Below are 23,798 nucleotides of genomic sequence, written 5' to 3' on the forward strand. Positions count from 1 at the left end.
TGTCAGAAGGAAGTGTGAAGCAGCTTTGTGGCGTGCTGAGGGGTAAGCATAAAAAAACACCGCGCTGGTTGCCCAACGCGGTGTTTTTAGCAGGTCCTCGCTCTTTTAAAGGAGCGAGGAAGAAAAAGTCGCTCTTACTGAGCTTCGTCTTCACCCGTGTGGGTCTGCGGAGCAAAGGTCCAGCCTGCGCCGTAAGGCTGCGGATGGAAGACACCCCATGTAGCCGTGTCATTTCCACCGAAGCCCCATGAGTAGGTGGAGATCGGTGCATGATCAACGCGCAGCTTCTGAATGTCTGCTGCCGTAACATTGGCCGGAGCCTTGTTACCCCAGGAGGTGCGGATGAAGTTGACCACGTCCGCAATCTGCTGGTCAGACAGAACATTCTTGTAGCCAGGCATGGCCACGGCAGAAGGTGCCCAGTTTGTGGGCGGCAGAACCGCACCGGCCACAATGATGTGAGCAACGGATGTCGGGTTTTCAGACACCACAACCGGGTTGCCAGCCAGCGGCGGGAACATACGGGCTACACCACCACCATCGTTACGGTGACAGATGGCGCACTGTTCAACATATTCCTTGGCACCCGGCATGCCGGAGGTGTTGTTGGAATCCAGAGCCTGAGCGGTGGAGGCATCATATTTGTAATCACCACGGGCCGGCGGTACCGGCGGCAGGGCTTTCAGATATTTTGCCATGGCGCGCAGATCACTGTCCGTAAAGTACTGCGTGCTCCAGCCCACCACGTCGGCCATGCCACCAAACACGGCAGAATGGTCAATACGACCAGATTTCAGGAACTGGTAGATATCATCCTCAGACCAGCGGCCCAGACCCAGAACGGGATCATTGCGCAGGCTTGGGGCGATCCAGTTATCAATCGGGGCACCACCGCTCAGGAAGTCGGCACCGCCGGACGCATCAAGCGCTTTTTCCTGCATGCCAAAGCCGCGCGGGGTATGGCAGGCGCCGCAGTGACCGGGGCCTGTCACCAGATATTCGCCGCGAGCGATATCCGCATCCGTGCCCGGAGCCGGTGTGAAGTCCTTGGGTGCCGGTGCAAACACGGACCGCCAGATGGACAGCGGCCAGCGCATGGACAGCGGCCAGGAAATGCCAGCCGGTTTGTTGGGCTGGGCCACCGGCTTCACGCCGTGCATGAAGTAGGCATACAGCGCCTTCATGTCATCCTGCGTCATGCGGGCGAAGGACGGATACGGCATGGCCGGATACAGCGTGCTGCCGTCCTTGCGCACGCCATGGCGTACGGCTTCGTCAAATTCCTTGAACGTGTAGGTCCCGATCCCGTGGGTGGGGTCAGGGGTGATGTTGGTGGAGTAGATGGTGCCAATGGGGGTCTGGATGGACAGACCGCCAGCATACACCTGACCGTGCAGCGCCGTATGACAGGCTACACAGTCCCCCAGGCGCGCAACATACGCGCCTTTTTTCACCAGTTCATCGTCAGCGCTTTGTGCGTGCGCCAGAGAAGTGCCTGCCAGAAGCCCGACAGCGACCGCTCCCAGAGCGGCTTTTAGTCCTTTGATCATCGTTTTTACCACTGTGTCGCTTGTGTGCCGAATGACGTCATGACTGTGCCGGACCATTACGGCGTAATGCCGAGAGTCGGGTTTTCGGGAATGCCCTTGTCATTCTTGCGAGCATCCACTTCACGCTGATAGGTGTCGTTCGCACGCTTGATGATGAACTGACGAATATCTTCAATTTCATCAGGCTTCATGCTGGTGTCGAACCGATCCATCCCGTAAGCCGTCAGGGCACCGCGACCCACTACGTTGTAGAACGCATCCTGGTGGCGGATGGAACCAGACCAGCGTAGATCCGGCAGCACACCGGCACCTTCTGCGTTATCGCCATGGCAGGCGGCGCAATAGGTCTGGAACTGGAAGTAACCGTTATCGGTCACCTTGGTGTCATACTGCGCAGGCGGTTTGACGGGCAGGAAGCCTTTGTCATTCTGCGGAGGCAGTTCAGCTTTTCCATCCAGGGAGAAAGCAACAACGCGGGAGTGGTTGACTGTCCAGCCAGACGTACGGGCCAGACCGCCGAGGAAGAACGGATAGATACCGCCCCAGCCCACTTCTACAGCCACATACTGCTTGCCCTGCGCCTTGTAGGTGATGGGCGGAGCAATAATGCCGCTCTGTGCATCAAAGTGGAACAGGTCTGCGCCGTTGGTGGCGTCATAAGCGTGGAATTCGCCGTTTGCCAGACCCTGGAACAGCAGATCACCACCGGTAGCAAGGATACCGCCGTTCCACGGACCTTTGTGGTCAACAACCCAGGCAGCTTCCTGCTTCTTGGGGTCCCAGGCTACAATCCAGCCTTTCAGATCCTTCATGAATGCGGTGCGGGCTTCCGGGGTATCCGGCAGACCAGCCTTGTTCATGTCCAGACCGAGGTTCCAGGAATCAGGATGTGCCTTGAAGCCGCCAACCTGGTTTTTATACAGGAAGGGAACCTGCTGGGCCGGGATGTAAACCAGGCCAGTCTTGGGGCTGTAAGCCATGGCAGCAAAGTTATGGCCACCAAGGTCACCCGGAATGCCATACCATTCTTTGCCGTTGAGCGTGTACAGCGCATCCGGGTTATAGATCGGACGGCCCGTCTTGGGGTCCAGACCCTGTGCCCAGTTAACGTAAACGTAATTCTTGCCGGACAGGAATTCACCCGTCTTGGCGTCCAGAATGTAGAAGAAGCCGTTCTTGGGCGCATGCACGATCACGTGGCGGTTTTCACCGTTGATCGGCATATCAAGCGTCATGATCTGCTGGACAGAGGTGTAATCCCACTGGTCCATCGGCGTTTCCTGGAAGTGCCAGACATATTCGCCGGTTTCAGGCTTGACCGCCACAATGCTGCCCAGGAACAGGTTATCACCAATTCCATCCGTGCGGTATTTGTAGTTCCACGGAGAACCGTTGCCAACAGCCAAGTAAACCAGATCGGCCACCGGATCATACACGATGGAGTCCCAAACCGTGCCGCCGCCGCCCTGCTTCGTCCAGGCACCCGTGGGGCTCCAGGTCTTGTAGGCTTTGTTCATCAGCACGTTGTCTGATGCAGCGTGGTCAGCTTCGTTCTTGTTGTTGGGAACGGTATAGAAGCGCCATTTCAGCTTGCCGGTTTCTGCATCAAAGGCAGACACAAAGCCACGGGCACCGAATTCAGAGCCACCATTGCCGATCAGCACCAGGCCTTTGGCAACGCGCACGGCACCGTCAACGGTGTAAGAGCGCTGCTGCCCGAGGGAGGCTTCCTTGGGAATGGTGTTGACTTCCCAGACCTTCTTGCCGGTCTTGGCGTCCAGAGCGACCAGGCGACCATCGAACGTGCCGAAGAACACCTTGCCGTTCCAGTAGCCTGCACCACGGTTAACCGTGTCACAGCAGCCTTTGTCAGCAATGTTGCCGGGAACGCGCGGATCATACTGCCACAGCAGCTTGCCGGTGGCTGCGTCCAGCGCCTTCATTTTGGACCAGTTGGTGGTGGCGTACATGACCCCATCCACAACCAGAGGAGTACCTTCCTGGCCGCGGTTGGTATCAAGATCAAAATACCAGGCCAGTTTCAGGTTACCCACGTTGGACTTGTTGATTTCGTCCAGCGGGCTGTAGCGCTGCTCGGTATAGGTCCGACCATAGCTCAGCCAGTTTTCAGGATGATCATCCGCGTGGATGATCGCTTCCCCGGTGTTGCCCAGGCTGTCAGCATGGGCGGGGAGAGCTGCCAGAGGCAGCGGTGCGGCGCAGATCGTTCCGGCCGCGAGAATTCCTAGCAGCGAACGTCTCTTGGCGGAGGCGGGGCGGGTCATGCGTTAGTGTCCTCGACTGGTATTAAGGTGAGGAAAAAAGACAATTAAAAGCCGGAAGACCGGTTTCCTACACTCAGCCAATGAGGCTCCGCCCTGTCAATCACGTCAGAGGAATAGCTGATACCAGCCCGTGCAATAATTTGCTGGCGTTACAGAGGGGTAGAGGCGGTACATCTTCTCACGGAAGAAGGTAATCATCGTGATCCGCACAATGTTATAACAAACATTATACAAATGATCCTGGTGGCGCGAAGAGATAATTTGTCTCTGGCATAAACAGTGTTGTTTCTCTGTTTTTCCATGAGCGGAAAAGGGTAATTTCCGAAATGGAAGATGTGGCGAAAACTGTCTGATGATGGAGTTGTATCCACGCGCTGACATCCTTTGGTGGGACGGCAGTTATTGTGGCCAGCGGGATGCTGAGAGGGGCGCAAATGCGCGCATTCTTCACGCCCGCCCGCTTTGCTGCCGAGAGGGATTTCACGGAAAGGTGATCAAGTGCTGCTGAACGAATTTTGAGTTCAAGCGTGATTCGGTCTCGCCTCGTAAAGACATCGAAGCCGTCAGGTACGAAGGAGGCGGGTTCCTTCATGCGTAACCCATGCAGGGCGTGGTCCAGTTCTTCCAGCGTGAAGGGGTGTGTCACGTCTCCCAGGCTGCACAGGGGAAGAAAAAGGAAAGAGGCCGGTTCCCACGTCTTGTCCTGAAAGTGGTTTTGCAGAGCCAGTAGGCCGTCACGCAAATCATCGGGAAGAGTGATGCCAATTGTCAGATACATCGAAAAACCTTGAGGTCTGCCTGATAACGCAGGCGGAAAGGGAAGGTCGGGCGACAGACCCTGGGGCATCCGTTCTGATGGATGCAGCCTGACACCATAAGATAAGGGCCTGACCCTTGACGCAGTGGCAGGGCAGCCACAAGTATAAAGCAAAGCCGGCTTGTCCGGACAAGGAGAGGAAAACAATGTCGTTCGGTCACGACTTTCGTTCACCTGCCGCAGCATCTGGGTGGAATGCTCAGGCTGGCGCACTGGATGCAGGCCTGCGGGCTTATATGCTGCGGGTCTATAACTGGATGGCATCCGGGCTGCTGCTGACGGCAATCGTCGCTTATGCAGTTGCCTTTACGGGCCTGCGTGGGCTGTTTTTCCAGTTAACCCCAACCCCCGGCGGTATGGCGCTGCACCCCACTCTGCTGGGTGGCGCGGCAATGATCGCTCCGTTGGGCTTTGTGCTTGTGATGTCTTTTGGTGTGAACCGTCTGTCACGCCAGGGTGCGCAGGGACTGTTCTGGGCATTCTGCGCCACCATGGGGGCCAGTCTTTCCAGCATCTTCCTGGTTTACACGGGCGTTTCCGTTGTGCGCGTGTTTCTGGTGACAGCCTGCATGTTTGGCGCAACATCCCTGTGGGGCTACACCACCAAGGCAAATCTGGCCAAATTCGGCTCTTTCCTGATGATGGGGCTGTTTGGACTGATTATCGCTGGTCTGGTGAATATCTTCCTTAAAAGCCCGGCAGTGTACTTTGTGTACAGTATTGTTGGCGTATTCATCTTCACCGCGTTCAGTGCGTTTGATGCGCAGCGTATCCGGGTTACCTATCCGCAGTATGCTGCTTACGAAGGGCCGGATGAAGCTGCCAAGCGCAGTGTCTATGATGCCCTGAGCCTTTACCTGAACTTCATTAACCTGTTTCAGTTTCTGTTGCAGTTCATGGGTGTCAGAAACACCAACGACTAAGAAGTCGCGCCTCTCTCCTCTTCATCCCAGAAGAGAGGAGTCTGTGTCTTCCAGAAGAGCCCGGCCTAATAAGGCCGGGCTTTTTTGCTGAGTCAGCTATGCGATGAACGAAAAGGACCATAATAGTCCGAAATAAGTTCAAAATAAGACTTATACTAAGCACGATGAAGTGAGTAACGCGTGCGTGATAATTCAGAAGCGCAATTAGATCATTGAAAAACATAAATAAATTTAGAGCCTGCAAAAATATTGAAACAATTTGAAATAAATTGTGATATCTTGTGACTCTTTAAAATCAGCGAAATAACACGGTGAGGAAACATTCCTTGGGCAATGGCCTCAGTGTGATGAAGGGCTGATGGAACTTTTCAGACATTGAGAATCTGGCCTTTAGGAATAAAGTAGCGCTCAGGGCGTTTCTGCTGCCTGTGGGAGTTCTGCGCTGCCCGGCATGAAGGCTGTTTCAACCGGTTGGTGAAACTGCCTGCATGTCGGCCTTGTGGTGTGTGAGTTCTGCGGGGCCGGAACGTAGTTTCTTGCTGTTGTCCGGCTTCTATGGCAGCAGGAGCAGAGAGTCTTTGTGAGGCTAAGTTGATGTCAGAACCAAGAGGCGTGCGATGAAAAACAAGTTACTGGCGAGAATGGCGCGATTAGGCGGCCTATCGTCAGCGTTGCTGCTTGCCGGGTGTGAATTGGATGTTCTAGACCCGAAAGGCCCGGTTGGTGAGGGTGTGAAATCACTCATCCTTACCTCAACAGTCGCGATGCTGATTGTGGTGGTCCCGACCATCATTCTGTCTCTGGTCTTCGCCTGGCAGTATCGCCAGTCCAACACCAGCGCAGAATATCTTCCCAAATGGTGTCACTCCAACAAGATCGAACTGGTTATCTGGGGCGTTCCCACGCTGATCATTATCTTTCTTGCCGTGATCACCTACCAGACCTGTCATTCCCTTGATCCGTACAAGCCGCTGGAAGCTGAAGCGACCACCAAGCCGCTGCACGTTGAGGTTGTGGCTCTGGACTGGAAATGGCTGTTCATCTACCCCGAACAGGGTATTGCCACCGTTAACCAGCTGGCCATTCCGGTTAACACGCCCATCGATTTCGTGATTACCTCTGATTCCGTGATGAACTCTTTCTTCATCCCGCGTCTTGGTTCCATGATTTACGCCATGGCGGGCATGCAGACCCAGCTTCACCTGCTGGCCAGCGAACCGGGTGATTACCTGGGTGAATCCGCCAACTACAGTGGCCGTGGTTTTTCTGACATGAAATTCCGTACGCTGGCTGTAAGCGGTGATGAATTCAACGCATGGGTTGATAAAGTTAAATCTTCGTCCGAGCAGCTTGATAGCCAGACCTATCCGAAGCTGGCTGCGCCGAGCGAAGCTAATCCTGTCGAATATTTCGCGCACGTTGAACCCGGAATGTTCAACACGATCGTAGCCAAGTACAATAACGGCATGGTCATGGACAAAAACACCGGACAGATGATCCAGGTGCAGTCCGCGATGTCCGACATGAATATGAAGGAATAGGATCTATGCTAGGGAGACTATCGTTATCGGCCATCCCGTTGGATGTTCCGATCCTTGTCGGCACGTTCTTGGGCGTTGCCATTGTCGGTCTCGCGGTTCTGGGGCTGATCACCTATTACGGGAAGTGGGGCTATCTCTGGAAAGAGTGGTTTACTTCTGTTGATCACAAGCGTCTGGCGGTGATGTACATCATCCTGGCGCTCGTTGCTCTGTTCCGCGGTTTTGCGGACGCTATCATGATGCGTACCCAGCTGGCCTTGGCCTATGCTGGTAACCCAGGCTACCTGCCGCCACACCATTACGATCAGATCTTCTCCGCTCACGGAACGATCATGATCTTCTTCCTGGCGATGGCGTTCATGACCGGTCTGTTCAACTTCGTTGTGCCGCTTCAGATCGGCGCTCGCGACGTTGCCTTCCCGTTCCTGAACAACCTGAGCTTCTGGATGACGGCCATTGCGTTTATTCTGGTGAACGTTTCCCTGTTCATCGGTGAATTCTCGCAGTGTGGCTGGCTGGCCTACCCGCCGCTGTCTGAAACTCAGTTCAGCCCTGGCGTCGGTGTAGACTATTATATCTGGGCCATTCAGCTTTCGGGTGTTGGCACCCTGCTGACAGGTGTGAACTTCTTCGTGACGATCGTGAAGATGCGCGCTCCTGGCATGACCTGGATGAAAATGCCGGTTTTCACCTGGACCGCTTTCTGTGCTTCCATCCTGATCATGGTCTCCTTCCCTGTGCTGACGGTTGCCGTTGCGCTGCTGGGTCTGGACCGTTACTTCGGCATGCACTTCTTCACCAATGATGGTGGTGGTAATCAGATGATGTACCTCAACCTGATCTGGGCATGGGGTCATCCGGAAGTTTATATTCTTGTTATTCCCGCCTTCGGCGTGTTCTCTGAAGTTGTTCCTGCGTTCTCCCAGAAGCCGCTGTTCGGCTATGGCACCATGGTCTACGCAACCTGCGCGATCATGATCCTGTCCTTCCTGGTGTGGGTGCATCACTTCTTCACAATGGGCGCTGGTCCGGACGTGAACGCCTTCTTCGGCATTGCAACCATGGTGATTTCCATCCCCACGGGTGTGAAGCTGTTTAACTGGATGTTCACCATGTATAAGGGCCGCATCCAGTTCCATGCCTGCATGTACTGGGCCGTTGGCTTCATGGTGACCTTCACCATCGGTGGTATGACCGGTGTGATGATGGCCATTCCGGGTGCTGACTTCGTTCTGCATAACTCCCTGTTCCTGATTGCTCACTTCCATAACGTGATTATTGGTGGTGTGTATTTCGGTTACATCTGTGGCATGAACTTCTGGTTCCCGAAGGTTATGGGCTTCAAGCTGAACGAAAGCTGGGGCATCCGTGCTTTCTGGTTCTGGTTCGTTGGCTTCTACTTCGCGTTCGTTCCGCTGTATGTTGTTGGTTTCCAGGGCATGACCCGTCGTCTGAACCACTACGACAACCCGGCCTGGCACCCTTGGCTGCTGGTTGCTGAAGTGGGTGCGGTGCTGATCCTGTTCGGTATCGTCTGTCAGCTGACGCAGCTTTATGTTTCCATCCGTGACCGCAACCTGCCGCAGAACCGTGACGTAACGGGTGATCCGTGGAACGCACGTTCTCTCGAATGGTCCACGTCTTCTCCGCCGCCGGTGTACAACTTTGCTCTGGTTCCCCACGTGCATGAGCTCGACGCTTTCATGCATGACAAGGAAAACGGCATTGATACCCGTCGTGCAGGTGGCCCTTATGAAGCAATCCATATGCCGAAAAACACGGCAGCTGGTTTCCTCGTGGGTGCTTTCAGCCTGGTCCTTGGTTTTGCCGCTGTCTGGTACATCTGGTGGCTGGCTGCTATTGGTCTGATTGGTGTGATCGGGACGGTTATTGCCCGTAGTGCCAACAAGGATATCGATTTCTATATCCCTGCTGAAGAAGTTGCCCGGATCGAGAACGAGCATTCCCGTAAACTGATGGCACAGGCAGCTGAGTAATGGCGCACGATACAACTGTTCCGACCTCGGGCCACGACGAACATCACCACGAATCTCCGGTGGTGTTCGGGTTCTGGGTCTACCTGATGACGGACTGCATTATCTTCGGCTCTCTGTTTGCCGCGTTTGCAGTCCTGCGTAACCAGTTCAATGGCGGTCCTAGCGGCCATGAACTTTTCGAACTGAGCGGACTTGGGCTGGAAACAGCCCTTCTGCTGGTCTCTTCCATCACTTATGGATTTGGCATGATTGCCGCCCATAAGAATGAGATCAGCAAAGTCATCATGTGGCTGGGTGTGACCTTCCTGCTGGGCCTTGGCTTTGTCGGGCTGGAAGTGAACGAATTCGCTCACATGATTCATGAAGGTGCAGGGCCGGATCGCAGTGCGTTCCTGTCTGCCTTCTTCACGCTGGTGTCGACCCACGGTCTGCACGTGACCTGTGGTCTGATCTGGATTGTTACCCTGATCGTTCAGCTCATGGGTACAACCGAGATCCCGGAACGCATGATGAACAAGCTCACCTGCCTGAGCCTGTTCTGGCACTTTCTGGATATCGTCTGGATCTGCGTCTTCACCTATGTCTATCTGGCGAGCATGATCTGATGAGCGATCTTCACACAACCTCCTCTGGTGAGAGCCACGGTAGCGTATCGTCTTACATTATCGGGTTTGTTCTTGCCGTTATCCTGACGGTTCTGGCTTTTGCAGTTGTTGCAACGCATAGCCTGTCCCCGTCTGGTACCGTGCTGGCAATTTCTGCTCTGGCTCTGGTTCAGGTGCTGGTTCACCTGCACTACTTCCTCCACATGGGTGGTGGGTCCGAGCAGCGCTGGAACAACATCTGCTTTGTGTTCACGGTTGGATTTGTTGCCATCTTCATCATTGGCACCCTGTTCATCATGAACAACACAGCTCTGCACATGATGTCCCGCTAATACGGGATAGTATCAGCCGGTATCCGGCAGATGCGCATGTGAAAAGGCCGCAGGATTTTTCCTGCGGCCTTTTTTGTGTTTTGCAGAAAAGGGGTGATGCCGGTGCGATCAGGGCGTGATGCGGTGATCTCCCCATAGTTTACGCATGCGAGGCGCGGCGTAGCTGTGGAGCGGGGAAAGGCATGTTGTGGAAGGCTGTTAAGCCTAATCATCCCGATCCGGTAACCAGGGAGGTCTCCATACAGTTAGGCAAACAATATGGCTCTGGTTTCCGTTAAAGGGGGGCACCACTCTGCAGGAAGCCTGTTCAAAAGGCTGGAGTTGTGGGGTGCCAAGGGGCGGCCTCAAAAGAGGGCTAAAAATGCAACTTTGCCCTCAGGATACAGCTGCTTCGGGCCTCAAAGACAAAGCGTGAAAGCATAGAAAGAAGCACTAAATCGACCTGAACGAACTTTGAATCAGTCTCCTGGCGCCTTCTGACTCACTGGGCGATCTATGGTTGCTGCGGCTTTTCGTGTTCCATGGGTTTAGAGGGCTGATGCCTGTTTGTGATGAGCAACCGGGAAACGGGCATAAAAAAACGGCGTGGGCTGCGGGAAAGCAGCGCACCACGCCGTTGTAAAACACAGGGCAATAAAAAGCCTGTGGATCAGTCTTTCTGCGGCTCCGGAGAAAGGAGTTCGGCCTTGCCGGGCTTGTCTTTCCATTCTTCCGCATCCGCCGGGGGTGTGCCCTTACGCGTGATGTTCGGCCATTGGGTTGCGTATTTTGCGTTGAGTTCCGCCCATGCTGTCGCACGATCATCGCTATCGGGGAAAATTGCTTCGGCGGGGCATTCAGGCTCGCACACGCCGCAGTCAATGCATTCGTCTGGGTTGATTACCAGAAAGTTTTCACCGGCGTAGAAGCAGTCAACAGGGCAGACTTCCACACAGTCCATGAATTTGCAGCGGATGCAGTTTTCAGTGACCACGTAGGTCATTGCCATCTCCGAAATTATCTGGGGGCCGGATCAAGTCGGGCCAAAGTAAGATGGCACGCACCATACCGGCCCATACCACCAACGATGGCGCATGATATGAGGGGCTTTTTCCCCTATGGCAACCCGCTTGCGTGCGGTATCGCCATTTCCACCAAAGCGGACCTGAGTTTAACGACGTTTTTGCAACACTGCCAGTGCTGCAAAGGGACCAGAAGGCGGCGGCAGGGTGATGGAAGGCTTTTTTTTGTGGCGTGATCGCGCCCGACTGGAAACCGCCGGGCGCACAGGCTGAAGCATAACCGGGATTGGGGGGCCAAATTGCGCCTTTTCCAGCGGTAAAGCGGGCTTGAAACGGATGCCCAGCCCTTTCAGCACCGCTGGCAGATCAGCGGCGGACGCACCAAGCCGTGACGCGATACCCGCCGGTAAGGGATAAGGCGTGCTCCGCGCCAGAGTGCCAAGGCTTTTTCTGATATCTTCCGCAATATCGAGTCGTACCCACAGAGGGCCAGCATCGACCCAGCCGATACGCGACAAGAGGAGCCGTTCCTGCCCTGAGCAAGCAGGCATCTGTTCTGTTTTGAAAGACACAGCCCCAGCCCGTGGGAGAATAAGGGGAGGGCGGTCCTCCCTGAGGGTCAGTAGCAGGTTGCGCAGGCGCATGGCGGCAGGACGCACCAGGGCTGCGCAGAACAGGGCCGTAGGGCCTGTGGTGATGCCTGCTTTGCGGAGAACCGCCACATTCTGGGGGGAAAGGTAGTCTGCGGGTGGTAGGGGCATCAGACCACCCTGTTCCAGCAGGCCGTGCAATACGCCGCGTAGCACCGGCTTGTGGGCAACGGCCTCAGCAGCCCGAAAGAGGGGGGCAAGGGTGTGTTCAATGGTCTGCCGGACAAACGCGCTCAGCCGAAGGCGGATACGCTCCCTGTGTGCGGCATCCAGAAATTCAGCAGAGGCGACATGCACGCCAGGCCGCAGAAGCTCCTCGCTTTTGACAAGGCGGCCAATGGGGTCTTCCTCCCAGAACAGGGTGCCCGTTTCCAGATCCAGCCTCAGGCTGCTGTCTGGGGCTTGCAGAAACTGAGAGACACGGCGCGGGATCTCACTTCGGGCCGCCCGGCGGGCCGCGCGTAACAGAAGGGGCTGGTCAGAACGGGTGGCTTCCTGATCAGGAATAAAGGCAAAGCCCCGCATATGGCCGACTGCGTGCCCTTCCACACTGACCTCGCCAGTGCGCGTAATGGCGGAAAGCAGGGGCTTGCTGTCTGCTTCTTCCAGCCTGCGGGCCAGGCTGGTGGCGCGTTTATCCACAAAGCGGGCAGCCAGTCTTTCATGCAGAATGTCGGAAAGCGTGTCTTCTATGGTGCGGGTCCGCATACGCCATAGGTCCGGGTCTTCAACCCAATCCGCCCGGTTGGCCACGTAGGCCCAGATCCGAATCCCCATAAGGCGGTGCATCAAGGACTCGATATCCCCTTCCGTGCGCTCAAGGTTCAGCAGTCGTGGCTCCAGCCAGGAGGACGGCAATCTGCCTTGCTGCGCCAGTGTGACAAAAATCTGGGCGCATTGGCGGATATGGCTGTCTTCTCCCAGTTTGCGGAAATCTGGAATCTGGCACACTTCCCATAACAAGCGGGTGCGGTCCGCCCCTTTGCTCAGGCTCTGGATGGTTGGGTCACGCATCAGCGCGTTCAGCACCAGAAGGTCAGAGGCTGGTTCGGCTCCCCACAGGCCGGGGGCCGGAACCCTTTGGCACAGGCTGGCATGCAGCGCGGTGGGGGAGGTGTAGTCCAGCGCGCTGTTGCGCCAGTATAAATGGTGCAGGGGCTCAAACTGGTGAGTTTCTACCGCTTCCACCACATTTTCTGGCAATGGCGGGCAATCGCCAGTGGTGCCAAAGGTTCCATCCTGGGTGCCACGTCCGGCGCGGCCTGCAATCTGCGCAATTTCTGCTGCGGCCAGCATGCGCCTGCGGGAGCCATCAAATTTTGAAAGCCCCGCAAAGGCTACATGATGGATATCCATGTTCAGGCCCATGCCTATGGCATCGGTCGCGACCAGATAATCTACTTCCCGGTTCTGATAGAGCGCCACCTGCGCGTTGCGGGTGCGGGGGGAAAGCTGGCCCATCACCACCGCGCATCCGCCCCGGCGGCGACGAATCAGTTCGGCAATGGCGTAAACATCCCCGGCGGAAAACGCCACAATGGCGGTGCGGGGCGGCAGACGGCTGAGCCGCGTGAAGCCGGTATGCACCAGGTTGGACAAACGGGGGCGTGTTTCAATCTCTATGCCGCGAATAAGGGTGCGCAGCACAGGGGCTATGGTTTCCGCGCCCAAAAACAGCGTTTCCGCTTCTCCTCGGGCATTCAGCAGACGATCCGTGAAAACATGGCCGCGTTCCGGGTCAGCACAGAGCTGGATTTCATCAACCGCCACAAAATCCACACGCCGGTCCATGGGCATGGCTTCAACCGTGCAGGAGAACCAGCGTGCTCCCGGTGGAATAATTTTTTCTTCCCCGGTGATGAGCGCCACGGAGCGCACGCCTTTCAGCTTGACCATGCGCTCGTAATTTTCTCGCGCCAGAAGGCGGAGCGGAAACCCCATAACGCCAGAGGTGTGCGCCAGCATGCGTTCCAGCGCCAGATGGGTTTTGCCGGTATTGGTCGGCCCCAGTATGGCCCGCACGGGGGCATCCTCGGTAGTGGCGGATAAGTGCGCACGGGCAGCCGGACGGCGGCGGGGGATATCCATCATGCCGCCATGGTCCGTCGGTATGCACGGAAAAGCAACCCGTTCCTGTGTGGGAGCCATTGCATCGGGCCAATGGCAGGCGCAGTTTTGAAACAGGAGGAATGCCCATGTCTGTTCGAGAAGCTGATTGTCTCACTGTTTTGCGGCGTCGCCAGAAGGATGGGCCCACGGTGCACGGTGTGCGCGCTGCGGATGATGCGACGCTGGAAAGCACGCTGAAAACCCTGCTGGGGGCAGAAGCTGCCACCTTTGCGTTGGCCTGCGGTTTTACCGCCCGGCCCGGCCAGTTGGTATTGGTGCCCGATAGCCAGGGTCATCCCGTGGGGCTGTTTGGCGTGCCTGAAAAAGGCCGTAGGGACCCGTATGTGTTTGGTGCGCTGGCACGAAACCTGCCCGAAGGAGACTGGCAGGTACGAGTGCCAGACGGAGTTTTGCGCGCGGATGTGCTGCTGGGGTTCTGCCTTGGGGCATATCAGTTTTCTCTCAAGGGAGAGGCTCCATCCGGCAAGAGTGTTCGGCTGGTTGTGACAGAGGCTGAGCGGAAAGGGCTGGCAGTTGAGATGGCGCGGTCCATCTGGCTTGCGCGTGATCTGATCAATACCCCCGCCAATCTGCTGGGGCCGTCTGATCTGGCACATGCGGCGCGTGAGGCCCTGAGTTCGTTTGGCGCAGATGTGGAGATTATCAAGGGCAAGACGCTGGACAAAGCCTATCCCCTGCTGGCGCATGTGGGCAATGGCTCGGAACGCGGCCCGCGCGTGGCGGCGGCACGCTGGCGCGGCAGCAAGGCAGGCAAGAACGCGCCGCTTCTGTCTCTGGTTGGGAAGGGCGTGTGTTTTGATTCCGGCGGCTACGATATCAAACCGTCCTCCGGCATGTTGCGCATGAAAAAGGATATGGGGGGCGCGGCATCCGTTCTGGCGCTGGCCCGCCTGATCATGACGCAGGATCTGCCCGTCCGTTTGGAAGTGCGGCTGGGATGTGTGGAAAACAGTGTTTCCGGCCATGCCATGCGTCCTCTGGATGTGGTGAAAAGCCGGGCTGGCCTGACAGTCGAAATTGGCAACACCGATGCTGAAGGACGGCTGGTGCTGTGTGATCTGCTGACCGAAGCCGGAGAAGCCAGCCCGGATCTTCTGCTGGATATGGCCACCCTGACCGGCGCGGCCCGTGTGGCGCTGGGGCCGGATCTGCCCGCGCTGTTCTGTAATGATGACAGCCTGGCAGAGATGCTTCTTGAAGTAAGTGAGCGTGAAGCAGACCCGCTATGGCGGTTACCACTATGGCAGGGCTACGCCGGATGGTTGCGGAGTCCTGTTGCGGACCTCAACAATATTTCCTCTAAACCTATGGCGGGCTCAATAACGGCCGGACTGTTTCTTGAACGTTTTGTAAAAGCAGGCCAGCGGTGGGCGCATATCGACACGTATGCCTGGAATGACAGCAGCCGTGCCGGACGGCCTGAAGGCGGGGATTCTCCTGGGGTTCGGGCTCTTTTTGCCGCCATCAAACTTGTTTTTGACACAAAAGCCGGAGCGGGATCGTAAAGAAATAAAATCGTAATGGAACTATTTTGTCATTACATGATTTAAATATCTAGACCGGTTCCTATATAAGCCTCACGAGAAGACACCGGGTAACAAACGTTGAGTCCGATGCCGCGCCGCGAGGCTGACCATCGGTGTGATAAAAAGGATAAGAGTCTGATGGCACAGAATGCCGCAAAAGCAGAAGAACTGGTCAAAACGTTGCGGGACACCATTGTCTCTTTGGTGCGGAGTGACGGGCCGGACCTCTCTGCGCGCCAGCTTGCCGTTTTCCTGACCTGCTATCTGGATGAAAGCGGCCACACCGTGCGCGGTCTGGCTTCCAGCCTGAACGTATCCAAGCCCGCCATCACGCGTGCGCTTGACCGTCTGGGTGAACTGGATCTGGCACGCCGCAAGGTGGACCCGCTGGACCGTCGTTCCGTGCTGGTGCAGCGCACACCCAAAGGGGCTGCCTACCTGAAGGAAATCCGCTCCATCATGGGTGAAGCCGCCACGGAAGAAGCCCGCAAGGGCCGCAGTGAAGAGAAAAAGGAACAGCCTGCCCGCCGCACATTGCGTCGTGTTGCCGCAGCCTGAGTGACGTAAAAACTCTTTCCGTCCCGCCTGCGCCGCCAAGGACCAGCGGGGCGGAAAGAGAAACTTTTTCCCGCATAGAGCGTTCTTCTTAAAGACTTTCGAGAGCAGGACTGACCCCGTGAGGCAGTTCTTTGCCCCCGCAAAGACTCAAGAAAAAAAGGAATGTTTCCATGCGGTTTGCTTCTGTTGCCGCTGTAGCGGCACTGACTATTGCTTCAGCTTCTTTTGCTCCCGCAGCGCATGCGGCGGATGCAATGGGCACCCCCACCGGCAAAATCACGCTTTCCGCCAAATCAGCCGATGTCGGCCTGGGCTATACGTGGGGTGATGGCACTCTCTCCTTTGGCGGCAAAACCTATAGATTTTCCGTAACAGGCGGCACGATTGCCGCTGTTGGATACTCGAAGATCGAGGGCACGGGCACGGTTTATAACCTGCATCGCGTGCAGGATTTTGCCGGAACCTATGGCGCAGCACATGGTGAAGCCACGCTGGGTACTGGTCTGGGCGGGGCGGTGCTTGAGAACAAGAACGGCGTGCGCATCAAGATCGAGACCATTTCCAAAGGTGCTCGTCTTGCCAGTTCTGCGCAGGGTCTCACATTTGAGTTGAAGAAATAACGAACGGCCTAAGTTTATCAGAGCGCGCTGCCCTACCACGGCCCTACCGGGTGGCGGCGTGTTCTGAAAACAGCCAGGGCAACCCAGCCAATCTGGGGGGCCAGTAGCAGCGGTAGCGCAAGGCACGCACCGTTGAACGTGGGAAGGGCGGCGACCAGTAACGCCACAATGCCTCCCCAGCACACAAACACCCATTCACATACGGCAATCAGCACGGGGTTCATGCCGCTGCGGTGCAGCACCTGATAGATATGCCCTCTGTGCGCTTGTACCAGAGAGTGCCCGGCCAGTTTACGGCGCACCAACGTAAACAGCACATCAAAAATCAGGGGAAACAGCAGGGCCGGGCCTAACAGCCAGCCCGATGGTTTGATGGAATGCTGGGTCATATACAGCGCCGCTGTTCCGGCCAGAAGACCACAGCCCTGGCTTCCTACGTCGCCCAGAAAAATGCGCGCCTTGGGGAAGTTGAACGGCAGAAAGCCGCACAGGCATCCTGCCAGCAGGAGTGCGGGCCAGATCAGATCCGGCACACCAAAAAAGACACCGGTGGCCGCCACAATCAGGTTGCCGACAATCAGGCAGCCGGAAATCAGACCATTCAGGCCATCCATGAAATTGACGGCGTTGGTTATGAAAATCAGCCACAGCACGGCCAGAAAGGCGCCGGGCAGTGGGGTGGGCCACCCCAGAATGGTGCCCCCTGCCACCACCATGATGGCTGCGGCGCTCTGGGCACAGAATTTGATGGAGGGCCGCCACTGATACATGTCATCCAGCCAGGAGACACAGGCCAGCAGAAGAGTCGCCAGTGCGGTGAGAATAACATCAGCCCGCAGCACGCTCCGGCCTGTTATGTCCTGCACCAGCGGAAAAAAAAGAAAAAAAGAGGCCATAACCCCCACGCCACCCCCTTTTGGGGTGGGGCGCTGGTGTGCGCTGCGGTGGCCAGGATGGTCAAGAATGGCCAGATTGATCATGACTCGCACAAGCCCGGCTGCAAAAAAAGCCGCGCAAATCAGGCAGAAAACCGCCAGAACAGGGTCAGAAAGAAACATGGGCATCATATCGTGGGGTTGTGCTGCTTCTAGGATGGCAGGTGCTACGCTATAGGTGCAAGGTGATGGCACCGCAACGCTCTGAGTCTTTTCATCGCAGCCCCCGGCTGCGTCCGCTCAATAGAATCCTCGTCAATATCCTGCTGGACGGGATACTGGCGGCTGTTGCCGCGCCTATTGCCCGGTGGCTTGCCGCCCCGCAGGATGGCCTTCTGCACCCGCTATGGTTTCTGGCCGGGGGCGCCATTACGCTGGTTGTCAGTGGGTTGCCCTTCCGTATGCCCCAGCAATACTGGCGGTTTTCCGGCGTTTCAGATCTTCTGGGTATTGCCGGTGCTTCCGTTGCCAGTGCGCTGCTGTTTTCTGCTGGTCTGGTGCTTATGGGGTACCACCTGCCCAGTATCACGTTTCCCATCATTTATGCGCTTGTTCTGCTGATCATGCTGGGCGGGTTGCGGATTGGCTATCGGCTGGCGCATCGCATGGCCGTACGCAAGGCAGACCAGCGGCGGGTGGTTCTGGTGGGGGTCGATACGGTAGCAGACCTCTATCTGCGGGCTATTGAACGTAACCCTCAGGCCGGTATCCGGGTGGTGGGGTTGGTGGCCCTGGGCACCCATCAGGCAGGGCGCCGCATGCATAACGTGCCCATACTGGGGCATGTGGATCATATTGGCACCATTCTGGACAGACTAGCCCGCACGCAGACCCTTCCGGAGTCTCTGGTGGTGACGGAGCCGTCTTTTCGGGGCAAGGGCCTGACACAGGTGCTGGATGTCGCTGCCGCGCATGGCATTGCCGTGCTCCGCACCCCGGCTCTCACTGCGCTGACGCCGGCAGATCGGGTAGAACTGCGCCCAGTGCCGTTGGAAGATCTGCTTAATCGTCCCCAGGTGCCGCTGGATCGTGCCGGAATGGAACGGCTGATCGGGCAGCGCACTGTGCTTGTTACCGGCGCTGGGGGCAGCATCGGTTCAGAACTGGTGCGTCAGATTGCCATGCTGAAGCCGGACAAGCTGATTTTGCTGGATCACGGTGAATTTGAGCTGTGGCAGATTGATATGGAACTGGCGGACAGCGCGCCAAATGTTTCACGTGAAGCGATCGTTGCCGATGTGCGCGATGAAGCGCGGATAGAAGAGGTCATGGGCCGCTTTCGGCCTGATCTGGTGTTTCATGCCGCCGCCCTGAAGCATGTACCGATTGTGGAAGCCAACCCGGCCGAGGGGCTGCTGACCAATGTGCACGGTACCCGCGTTGTGGCAGATGCCGCGGCCCGGCACGGCGCGCGCGCCATGATTGTGATTTCAACCGACAAAGCGGTTAACCCTTCCAGCCTGATGGGGGCTGCCAAACGGGCGGCTGAAATGTACTGTCAGGCGCTGGATATCAGGGCGCGGACATCCGGCAACCCGGACGCCATGCGGTGCATCACCGTGCGGTTTGGCAATGTGCTGGGCTCAACTGGGTCCGTGGTGCCTCTGTTCCGGCGGCAGCTTGAACGCGGAGGGCCGCTGACAGTCACACACCCCGAAATGCGCCGCTATTTCATGACTGTCTCGGAAGCCGTGGGGTTGGTGTTGCAGGCCAGTGTGCGTGGCACCTGTGGGGGCGAAGGGTCCGGCACGGATGCGCTGTTGCGGGATGGCGGCATTTTTGTGCTGGATATGGGCGAACCCGTGAAAATTGTTGACCTCGCCCGACAGATGATCCGCCTTGCGGGGCTGCGGCCTGATGAGGATGTCAGCATTCGCTTTACCGGTCTGCGGCCGGGGGAAAAGCTGTATGAAGAACTCTTCCACGGGCGCGAAGCCCCGGTGCCGACAGACAATCCCGGCCTGCTGATGGCCACCCCGCGTGTGGTGGATATGGCTGACGTAACGGAAGCTGTGGACCAGATTACCCGCTATGCCCGTGCCGCAGATGTGAAGGCTGCCCTGCGCATTCTGGCGTTGCTGGTGCCGGAATTCAATCATAACCCCAAAGGAGAAGTGCGATCTTCCACGCCAGAAGGTGTGGAGAATGGCGCGCCTTTGCCTTCCCCCCATACGGACGGTACAGAACAGGTGGCATGATGAACGAAAAGACAGAACGCTCGATCGCTTTCCTTGATCTGGCGGCGCAGCAGAAGCGCCTTGGCCCAGCCCTGCGTGAGCGGGTGGATGCCGTGTTTGCCCATTGCCGCTTTGTGATGGGGCCGGAAGTCACGGAGCTTGAGCAGCGCCTGGCTGACTGGTGCGGTGCCAAGGACTGTGTTGGCGTCTCCTCTGGCACGGATGCGTTGCAGATTGTCATGATGGCGGAAAATATCGGCCGGGGTGATGCAGTGTTCCTGCCCGCGTTCACCTATACCGCAACGGCTGAAGTGCCTTTGGTGCTCGGGGCTACGCCGGTTTTTGTGGATGTGGACCCCAACACGTTCCAGATTGATCCCGATCATCTGCGCGCCCGCATCCGCGCGGTGCGGGAAGCCGGAAAGCTGACCCCCCGCGCCATTGTCGGGGTGGATCTGTTCGGTCAGCCTGCGCCGTGGGAGCAACTGCGCCAGATCGCGCAGGAGGAAGACCTGTTTCTGCTGGCCGATTGTGCGCAGGCATTTGGGGCCGATCTGAACGGCAAACCTCTGGGGCGGGAAGCGACAGCGACCACACTTTCTTTTTTCCCGTCCAAACCTCTGGGGGGCTACGGTGATGGCGGGGCCATCCTGACGGATGACCCGGAACGCGCGGACCTTTACCGTTCCCTGCGGACGCATGGCGAGGGCAAAACCCGTTATGAAGTACTGCGCACGGGCATGAACGGGCGGCTGGATACCATTCAGGCCGCCGTGCTGTTGGCCAAGTTGGATGGCTTCAAGCAGGAACTGGCCCGCCGGGACGAGATTGCCCGCGCCTATGATGCCGGACTGGCAGATGTGGTGCAGGTGCCTGCGCGGGTGCCCAACAGCGCGAGCGCCTGGGCCATCTATGCCATTCTGCTCAAAGATCCGGCGGAGCGTGAGCCCCTGCAGGCCCGCTTGAAGGAGCGTGGTGTTCCATCCGCCATTTATTACCCGTTGCCGCTGCACAAACAGCCCGCGTATCGGGATCATCATGATGGAAGCAGCCTGCCGGTATCAGAAGATCTGGCCACCCGGATTCTGGCATTGCCCATTCATCCGGAACTGACGGATGAAGAGGTTTCCCGTATTATCGCAGCGGTGCGCGGGTAAGGAGAAGAGGCGAATGAGGAAAGAAACGGCGTTTGTTATCGGGTTTCTGGTGCTGACTATTGGCACGGCGTCGTTGATCTGGATGTTCGCGCTGCCCAATTTCAAGCCGATCGTGATGCCGCAGGTGGCCAGCGGCAATATTGAGGTTGGTCCCATGCGGCACAAGCGGGAGTTGTCAGCAGAGGAAGCCAAGACCGTCAACGCCTGGTTGCAGGACCATAAAGGCGGCTGGGGGCCTCTCAGCCGCACGCCGCCTTCATCTGGTGATTCCCGTGTGATGCTGAAGGATGAAAACGGCAAGGAAGCGCTGGCCATGACACTCTGGACCGGGATCAGTGCTGCAGACTGGAATGACACCGTGTTTCTTGAAACACCGGATGGTTCCAAAGTGTATATGGAAACCTTCTCGGACAAGGATTTCGCGCCTTTGCGTGCGCTGGTTGACCGGTTCCAATTTAAACGCTCAGCTTTTCCGTAAAAGGTTGGACTGAGAAACGAACGAGGGAGTGCTGAAGAAGGCGCTTCTTGTTTGCAAAAGAGGCCATCGGGTTTTGCCCGGATGGCCTTTTTTATTGCCCTTTTGGTGGGCCTTACGTGAGGGAAAAATCGTCTTTATCTGGCAGATTACATTACATTAAAGATATAACATCGTGGTTTGCAAATGATTCGCAATTCCGTTAAGGCCCTGCTGAGCATATAGCCGCAAGAGATAAAAAACGGGGCCGGGCATGTACCGCAGCAGAGTGACGCACATCATTTTTCTTTCGCTTCTCATGACCGGAGAAGCCATGGCGGCTGATGTGGTGGAAAAACAGGATCCGTCTCACCAGGCAAGCGGGACTGCTGCCAGACCGGCAAAGGCCAATCCTAAAAAACACACTGAAGACCCTGAAAAAGTGGAAGTTCATGGTCGCAGACTTTCCACAATAGCGTCATCCGCCACCAAGTCAGACACGCCGTTAGTGGAAACCGCTCAGTCCGTTACCGTTGTGACCCGGAACGAGATGGACGTACGCGGCGTGCTCAATCTGAATCAGGCCGTGCGGTATGCTGCTGGCATTACGTCTGATCTGCGCGGTGGGGGTGTGGGCACGCGTTATGATCAGTTTGCTCTGCGCGGGTTCACCGTGCCAACCTTTCTTGATGGCCTGAAACTACAGGACAGTGCTACCGGCTATGCTGTTGCCCAGACTGATACATCCCGTCTGGACCGGGTGGAAATTCTGAAAGGTCCGGCATCTGCCCTGTATGGTCAGTCCAGCCCTGGCGGGTTGGTTGCGCTTTCAAGCAAGCTCCCTACAGAGCAGCGTTTTTATGGGGGCGTGACAACAACAGGCGGGAGTTTTGATCTCTACCGTGTGGATGCCGATGTTGGTGGTTATGCCACGGATAACGGGTTTGTCCGGTACCGGCTGTACGGAACCGTCAATGGCCAGCATAGCCAGCTTGCCCGCACCGGCAGCCGTCGCTTTTCCATCAGTCCATCCTTCACGTTTGGCGGGGATGGCCCCACAACACTCACGCTGCTGGGCAACTATCAGTATGACCCTGAAAACGGTACTTATGGCGGCGCTCCGCTTGTCGGCTCGCTCAAACGGGCATCTTTCGGGTATCTGCCGCGTGATTTCTATGACGGCGATGTGCCTTTTGAAAAATTCAATCGGCGGCAGGGCAGCATTACCTACATCCTGAATCATCGTTTCAATAAAGACTGGAGTTTCTCCACGCGAGGCCGTTACGATGATATCAAGACCATATATCGCAGCGTATATAATAGCGGCTATTATAATGAGGACGGCACACTGCCGCGTTCGGCATTTGGTACGAACGAGCACACACACAATCTGGCGTTTGACAGCCAGTTCAAAGGCCATGTGCAGACTGGTCCATTGAGCCACACAATGATGTTTGGCTTTGATTACATGCAGCAGAGTGCCGCAGAGCAGGGCTTCTACGGGAAAGCGCCTGACATGGATGTGCTGCATCCTGATTACCACATGACGATTCCGGCAATGTCGCCATACGTGAATTATCAGACGGATTCACACCAGATTGGCGTGTATGGTCAGGATGAAATCCGCTGGCGTGGACTGGTGCTGACTGGCAGCCTGCGGAATGACTGGTATCGTTCCCATCAGGTAGAACACATCTACAATACAGATACCCGTCAAAACCCAAGCCAGATTACATGGCGCGCTTCTGGCCTGTATCACTTTAACTTCGGCCTTTCGCCCTATATCAGCTATTCCACGTCTTTCCAGCCACAGTCAGGAAGTGTGTCAAGCGATGGCGGGCACACATTCCGTCAGGCAGATCCTTCCATGGGCAAACAGCTTGAAGGCGGATTGAAGTATCAGATTCCGGGTACATCTGTTCTGTTAACAGCCGCTGGTTTCCACATTGAGCAGACAAACGTTCTGGTGGGCGTTGGCAATCTTGGTTACAGCGTGGAAAGCGGAAAAGTTCACTCTGATGGCTTTGAGTTTGAAGCCCACGCTGAACCCTATAAAAACCTCATGATCACGGCGGCTGTCAGCGTTCAGAAAGTGCGTGATGATTCCACAGGAAAACCGTTGATCCAGTCCGGAAAAGGTAATGCCTCCCTGTTTGCATTTTATACGCTGCCCTCCGGCCCCCTCAAAGGCTTCGGGTTTGGTGGCGGAATGCGGTATTCTGCAAAAGCCTATGGTGGTGAAGCCAGTTACGGGAGCGTATGGGTGCCGCAATATGCCGTTTTTGATGGTTCTTTGAAGTATGACCTTTCCAACCTCTCGCCGTCCTTGCGGGGATGGACTGCGGCGGCAAGTGTTCGCAACCTCTTTAACAAGAACTATATCGGTAACTGCCTGAGCTATGCCTCCTATGGTCAGGAATGGTGTTACTATGGGGAACGCCGGAACGCGCAGGGAAGCATTGGCTTCAGTTGGTAAATTCGTTTGTTATCAGAAGATTTTTTCAGTCTTCTGATAACACGAGCATAACCTTGGCTGGAAC

General features: G+C 56.6%; 18 protein-coding genes. 12 read left to right on the forward strand and 6 right to left on the reverse strand.

The window, feature by feature from the left end:
* Positions 1 to 134: 134 nt before the first annotated feature.
* The 3 genes from AD948_RS16575 to AD948_RS16585 form a co-directional block, all read right to left on the reverse strand.
* Positions 135 to 1,550, reverse strand: coding sequence for a c-type cytochrome (locus AD948_RS16575; protein ID WP_006559610.1), 1,416 nt, complete (start codon positions 1,548 to 1,550; stop codon positions 135 to 137).
* Between the two features lie 56 nt (positions 1,551 to 1,606).
* Positions 1,607 to 3,835 carry a PQQ-dependent dehydrogenase, methanol/ethanol family gene (locus AD948_RS16580; RefSeq protein WP_006559609.1) on the reverse strand — a complete coding sequence of 743 codons (2,229 nt, stop codon included), beginning with the start codon at positions 3,833 to 3,835 and terminating at the stop codon, positions 1,607 to 1,609.
* Positions 3,836 to 4,061: 226 nt separating this feature from the next.
* Complete coding sequence (locus tag AD948_RS16585) at positions 4,062 to 4,613, reverse strand: 2'-5' RNA ligase family protein (protein WP_061472746.1); 552 nt, start codon at positions 4,611 to 4,613, stop codon at positions 4,062 to 4,064.
* A 185-nt stretch (positions 4,614 to 4,798) separates the two neighbouring features.
* Between AD948_RS16585 and AD948_RS16590 the strand changes: the two genes are divergently transcribed.
* The 5 genes from AD948_RS16590 to cyoD all read left to right on the forward strand — a co-directional run bounded on the left by AD948_RS16590 (position 4,799) and on the right by cyoD (position 10,050).
* Entirely contained in the window at positions 4,799 to 5,575 is a 777-nt protein-coding gene (locus tag AD948_RS16590) for a Bax inhibitor-1/YccA family protein (RefSeq protein WP_006559607.1), read from the forward strand.
* A 617-nt stretch (positions 5,576 to 6,192) separates the two neighbouring features.
* Positions 6,193 to 7,116, forward strand: a complete 924-nt coding sequence (gene cyoA / locus AD948_RS16595; RefSeq protein WP_006559606.1) for a ubiquinol oxidase subunit II — start codon at positions 6,193 to 6,195, stop codon at positions 7,114 to 7,116.
* A gap of 5 nt (positions 7,117 to 7,121) precedes the next feature.
* The gene (gene cyoB, locus AD948_RS16600; protein WP_035380648.1) at positions 7,122 to 9,113 is read left to right on the forward strand and encodes a cytochrome o ubiquinol oxidase subunit I; all 1,992 of its coding nucleotides are present in this window, start codon (positions 7,122 to 7,124) and stop codon (positions 9,111 to 9,113) included.
* A complete protein-coding gene (gene cyoC, locus AD948_RS16605; RefSeq protein WP_035380646.1) occupies positions 9,113 to 9,718 on the forward strand; it encodes a cytochrome o ubiquinol oxidase subunit III in 606 nt (201 codons plus the stop codon). Before cyoB ends, cyoC begins: the two co-directional genes overlap by 1 nt.
* Complete coding sequence (cyoD, locus tag AD948_RS16610; protein WP_006557382.1) at positions 9,718 to 10,050, forward strand: cytochrome o ubiquinol oxidase subunit IV; 333 nt, start codon at positions 9,718 to 9,720, stop codon at positions 10,048 to 10,050. The genes cyoC and cyoD overlap by 1 nt, the downstream gene beginning before the upstream one ends.
* A 649-nt stretch (positions 10,051 to 10,699) precedes the next feature.
* Here the strand turns inward: cyoD and fdxA are convergent.
* A complete protein-coding gene (gene fdxA, locus AD948_RS16620) occupies positions 10,700 to 11,032 on the reverse strand; it encodes a ferredoxin FdxA (protein ID WP_039903344.1) in 333 nt (110 codons plus the stop codon).
* A gap of 168 nt (positions 11,033 to 11,200) precedes the next feature.
* On the reverse strand, positions 11,201 to 13,789 hold the full coding sequence (locus tag AD948_RS16625) for a helicase-related protein (RefSeq protein WP_061473041.1): 2,589 nt from the start codon (positions 13,787 to 13,789) through the stop codon (positions 11,201 to 11,203).
* Between the two features lie 107 nt (positions 13,790 to 13,896).
* Between AD948_RS16625 and AD948_RS16630 the strand changes: the two genes are divergently transcribed.
* The 3 genes from AD948_RS16630 to AD948_RS16640 all read left to right on the forward strand — a co-directional run bounded on the left by AD948_RS16630 (position 13,897) and on the right by AD948_RS16640 (position 16,535).
* Positions 13,897 to 15,336, forward strand: coding sequence for a leucyl aminopeptidase family protein (locus tag AD948_RS16630; RefSeq protein ID WP_061472748.1), 1,440 nt, complete (start codon positions 13,897 to 13,899; stop codon positions 15,334 to 15,336).
* Between the two features lie 159 nt (positions 15,337 to 15,495).
* Complete coding sequence (locus tag AD948_RS16635) at positions 15,496 to 15,915, forward strand: MarR family transcriptional regulator (RefSeq protein ID WP_006557388.1); 420 nt, start codon at positions 15,496 to 15,498, stop codon at positions 15,913 to 15,915.
* A gap of 170 nt (positions 15,916 to 16,085) precedes the next feature.
* Positions 16,086 to 16,535 carry a hypothetical protein gene (locus AD948_RS16640; RefSeq protein WP_006557389.1) on the forward strand — a complete coding sequence of 150 codons (450 nt, stop codon included), beginning with the start codon at positions 16,086 to 16,088 and terminating at the stop codon, positions 16,533 to 16,535.
* Positions 16,536 to 16,567: 32 nt separating this feature from the next.
* Here the strand turns inward: AD948_RS16640 and AD948_RS16645 are convergent, their stop codons facing one another.
* Positions 16,568 to 17,665 (reverse strand): MraY family glycosyltransferase, encoded by a 1,098-nt coding sequence (locus AD948_RS16645; RefSeq protein WP_061472749.1) that lies wholly within the window; start codon positions 17,663 to 17,665, stop codon positions 16,568 to 16,570.
* Between AD948_RS16645 and AD948_RS16650 the strand changes: the two genes are divergently transcribed.
* The 4 genes from AD948_RS16650 (at position 17,659) to AD948_RS16665 (ending at position 23,734) form a co-directional block, all read left to right on the forward strand.
* The gene (locus tag AD948_RS16650) at positions 17,659 to 19,668 is read left to right on the forward strand and encodes a polysaccharide biosynthesis protein (protein ID WP_061472750.1); all 2,010 of its coding nucleotides are present in this window, start codon (positions 17,659 to 17,661) and stop codon (positions 19,666 to 19,668) included. The genes AD948_RS16645 and AD948_RS16650 overlap by 7 nt on opposite strands.
* The gene (locus AD948_RS16655; RefSeq protein WP_408736076.1) at positions 19,665 to 20,804 is read left to right on the forward strand and encodes a DegT/DnrJ/EryC1/StrS family aminotransferase; all 1,140 of its coding nucleotides are present in this window, start codon (positions 19,665 to 19,667) and stop codon (positions 20,802 to 20,804) included. Before AD948_RS16650 ends, AD948_RS16655 begins: the two co-directional genes overlap by 4 nt.
* 13 nt (positions 20,805 to 20,817) lie before the next feature.
* Positions 20,818 to 21,282 carry a hypothetical protein gene (locus AD948_RS16660; protein WP_061472751.1) on the forward strand — a complete coding sequence of 155 codons (465 nt, stop codon included), beginning with the start codon at positions 20,818 to 20,820 and terminating at the stop codon, positions 21,280 to 21,282.
* Positions 21,283 to 21,592: 310 nt separating this feature from the next.
* Positions 21,593 to 23,734 carry a TonB-dependent siderophore receptor gene (locus tag AD948_RS16665; RefSeq protein WP_408736077.1) on the forward strand — a complete coding sequence of 714 codons (2,142 nt, stop codon included), beginning with the start codon at positions 21,593 to 21,595 and terminating at the stop codon, positions 23,732 to 23,734.
* The last annotated feature ends 64 nt before the right edge of the window (positions 23,735 to 23,798 follow it).

It is taken from the genome of Acetobacter senegalensis (genome assembly GCF_001580995.1).
GTDB classification, from domain to species: domain Bacteria; phylum Pseudomonadota; class Alphaproteobacteria; order Acetobacterales; family Acetobacteraceae; genus Acetobacter; species Acetobacter senegalensis.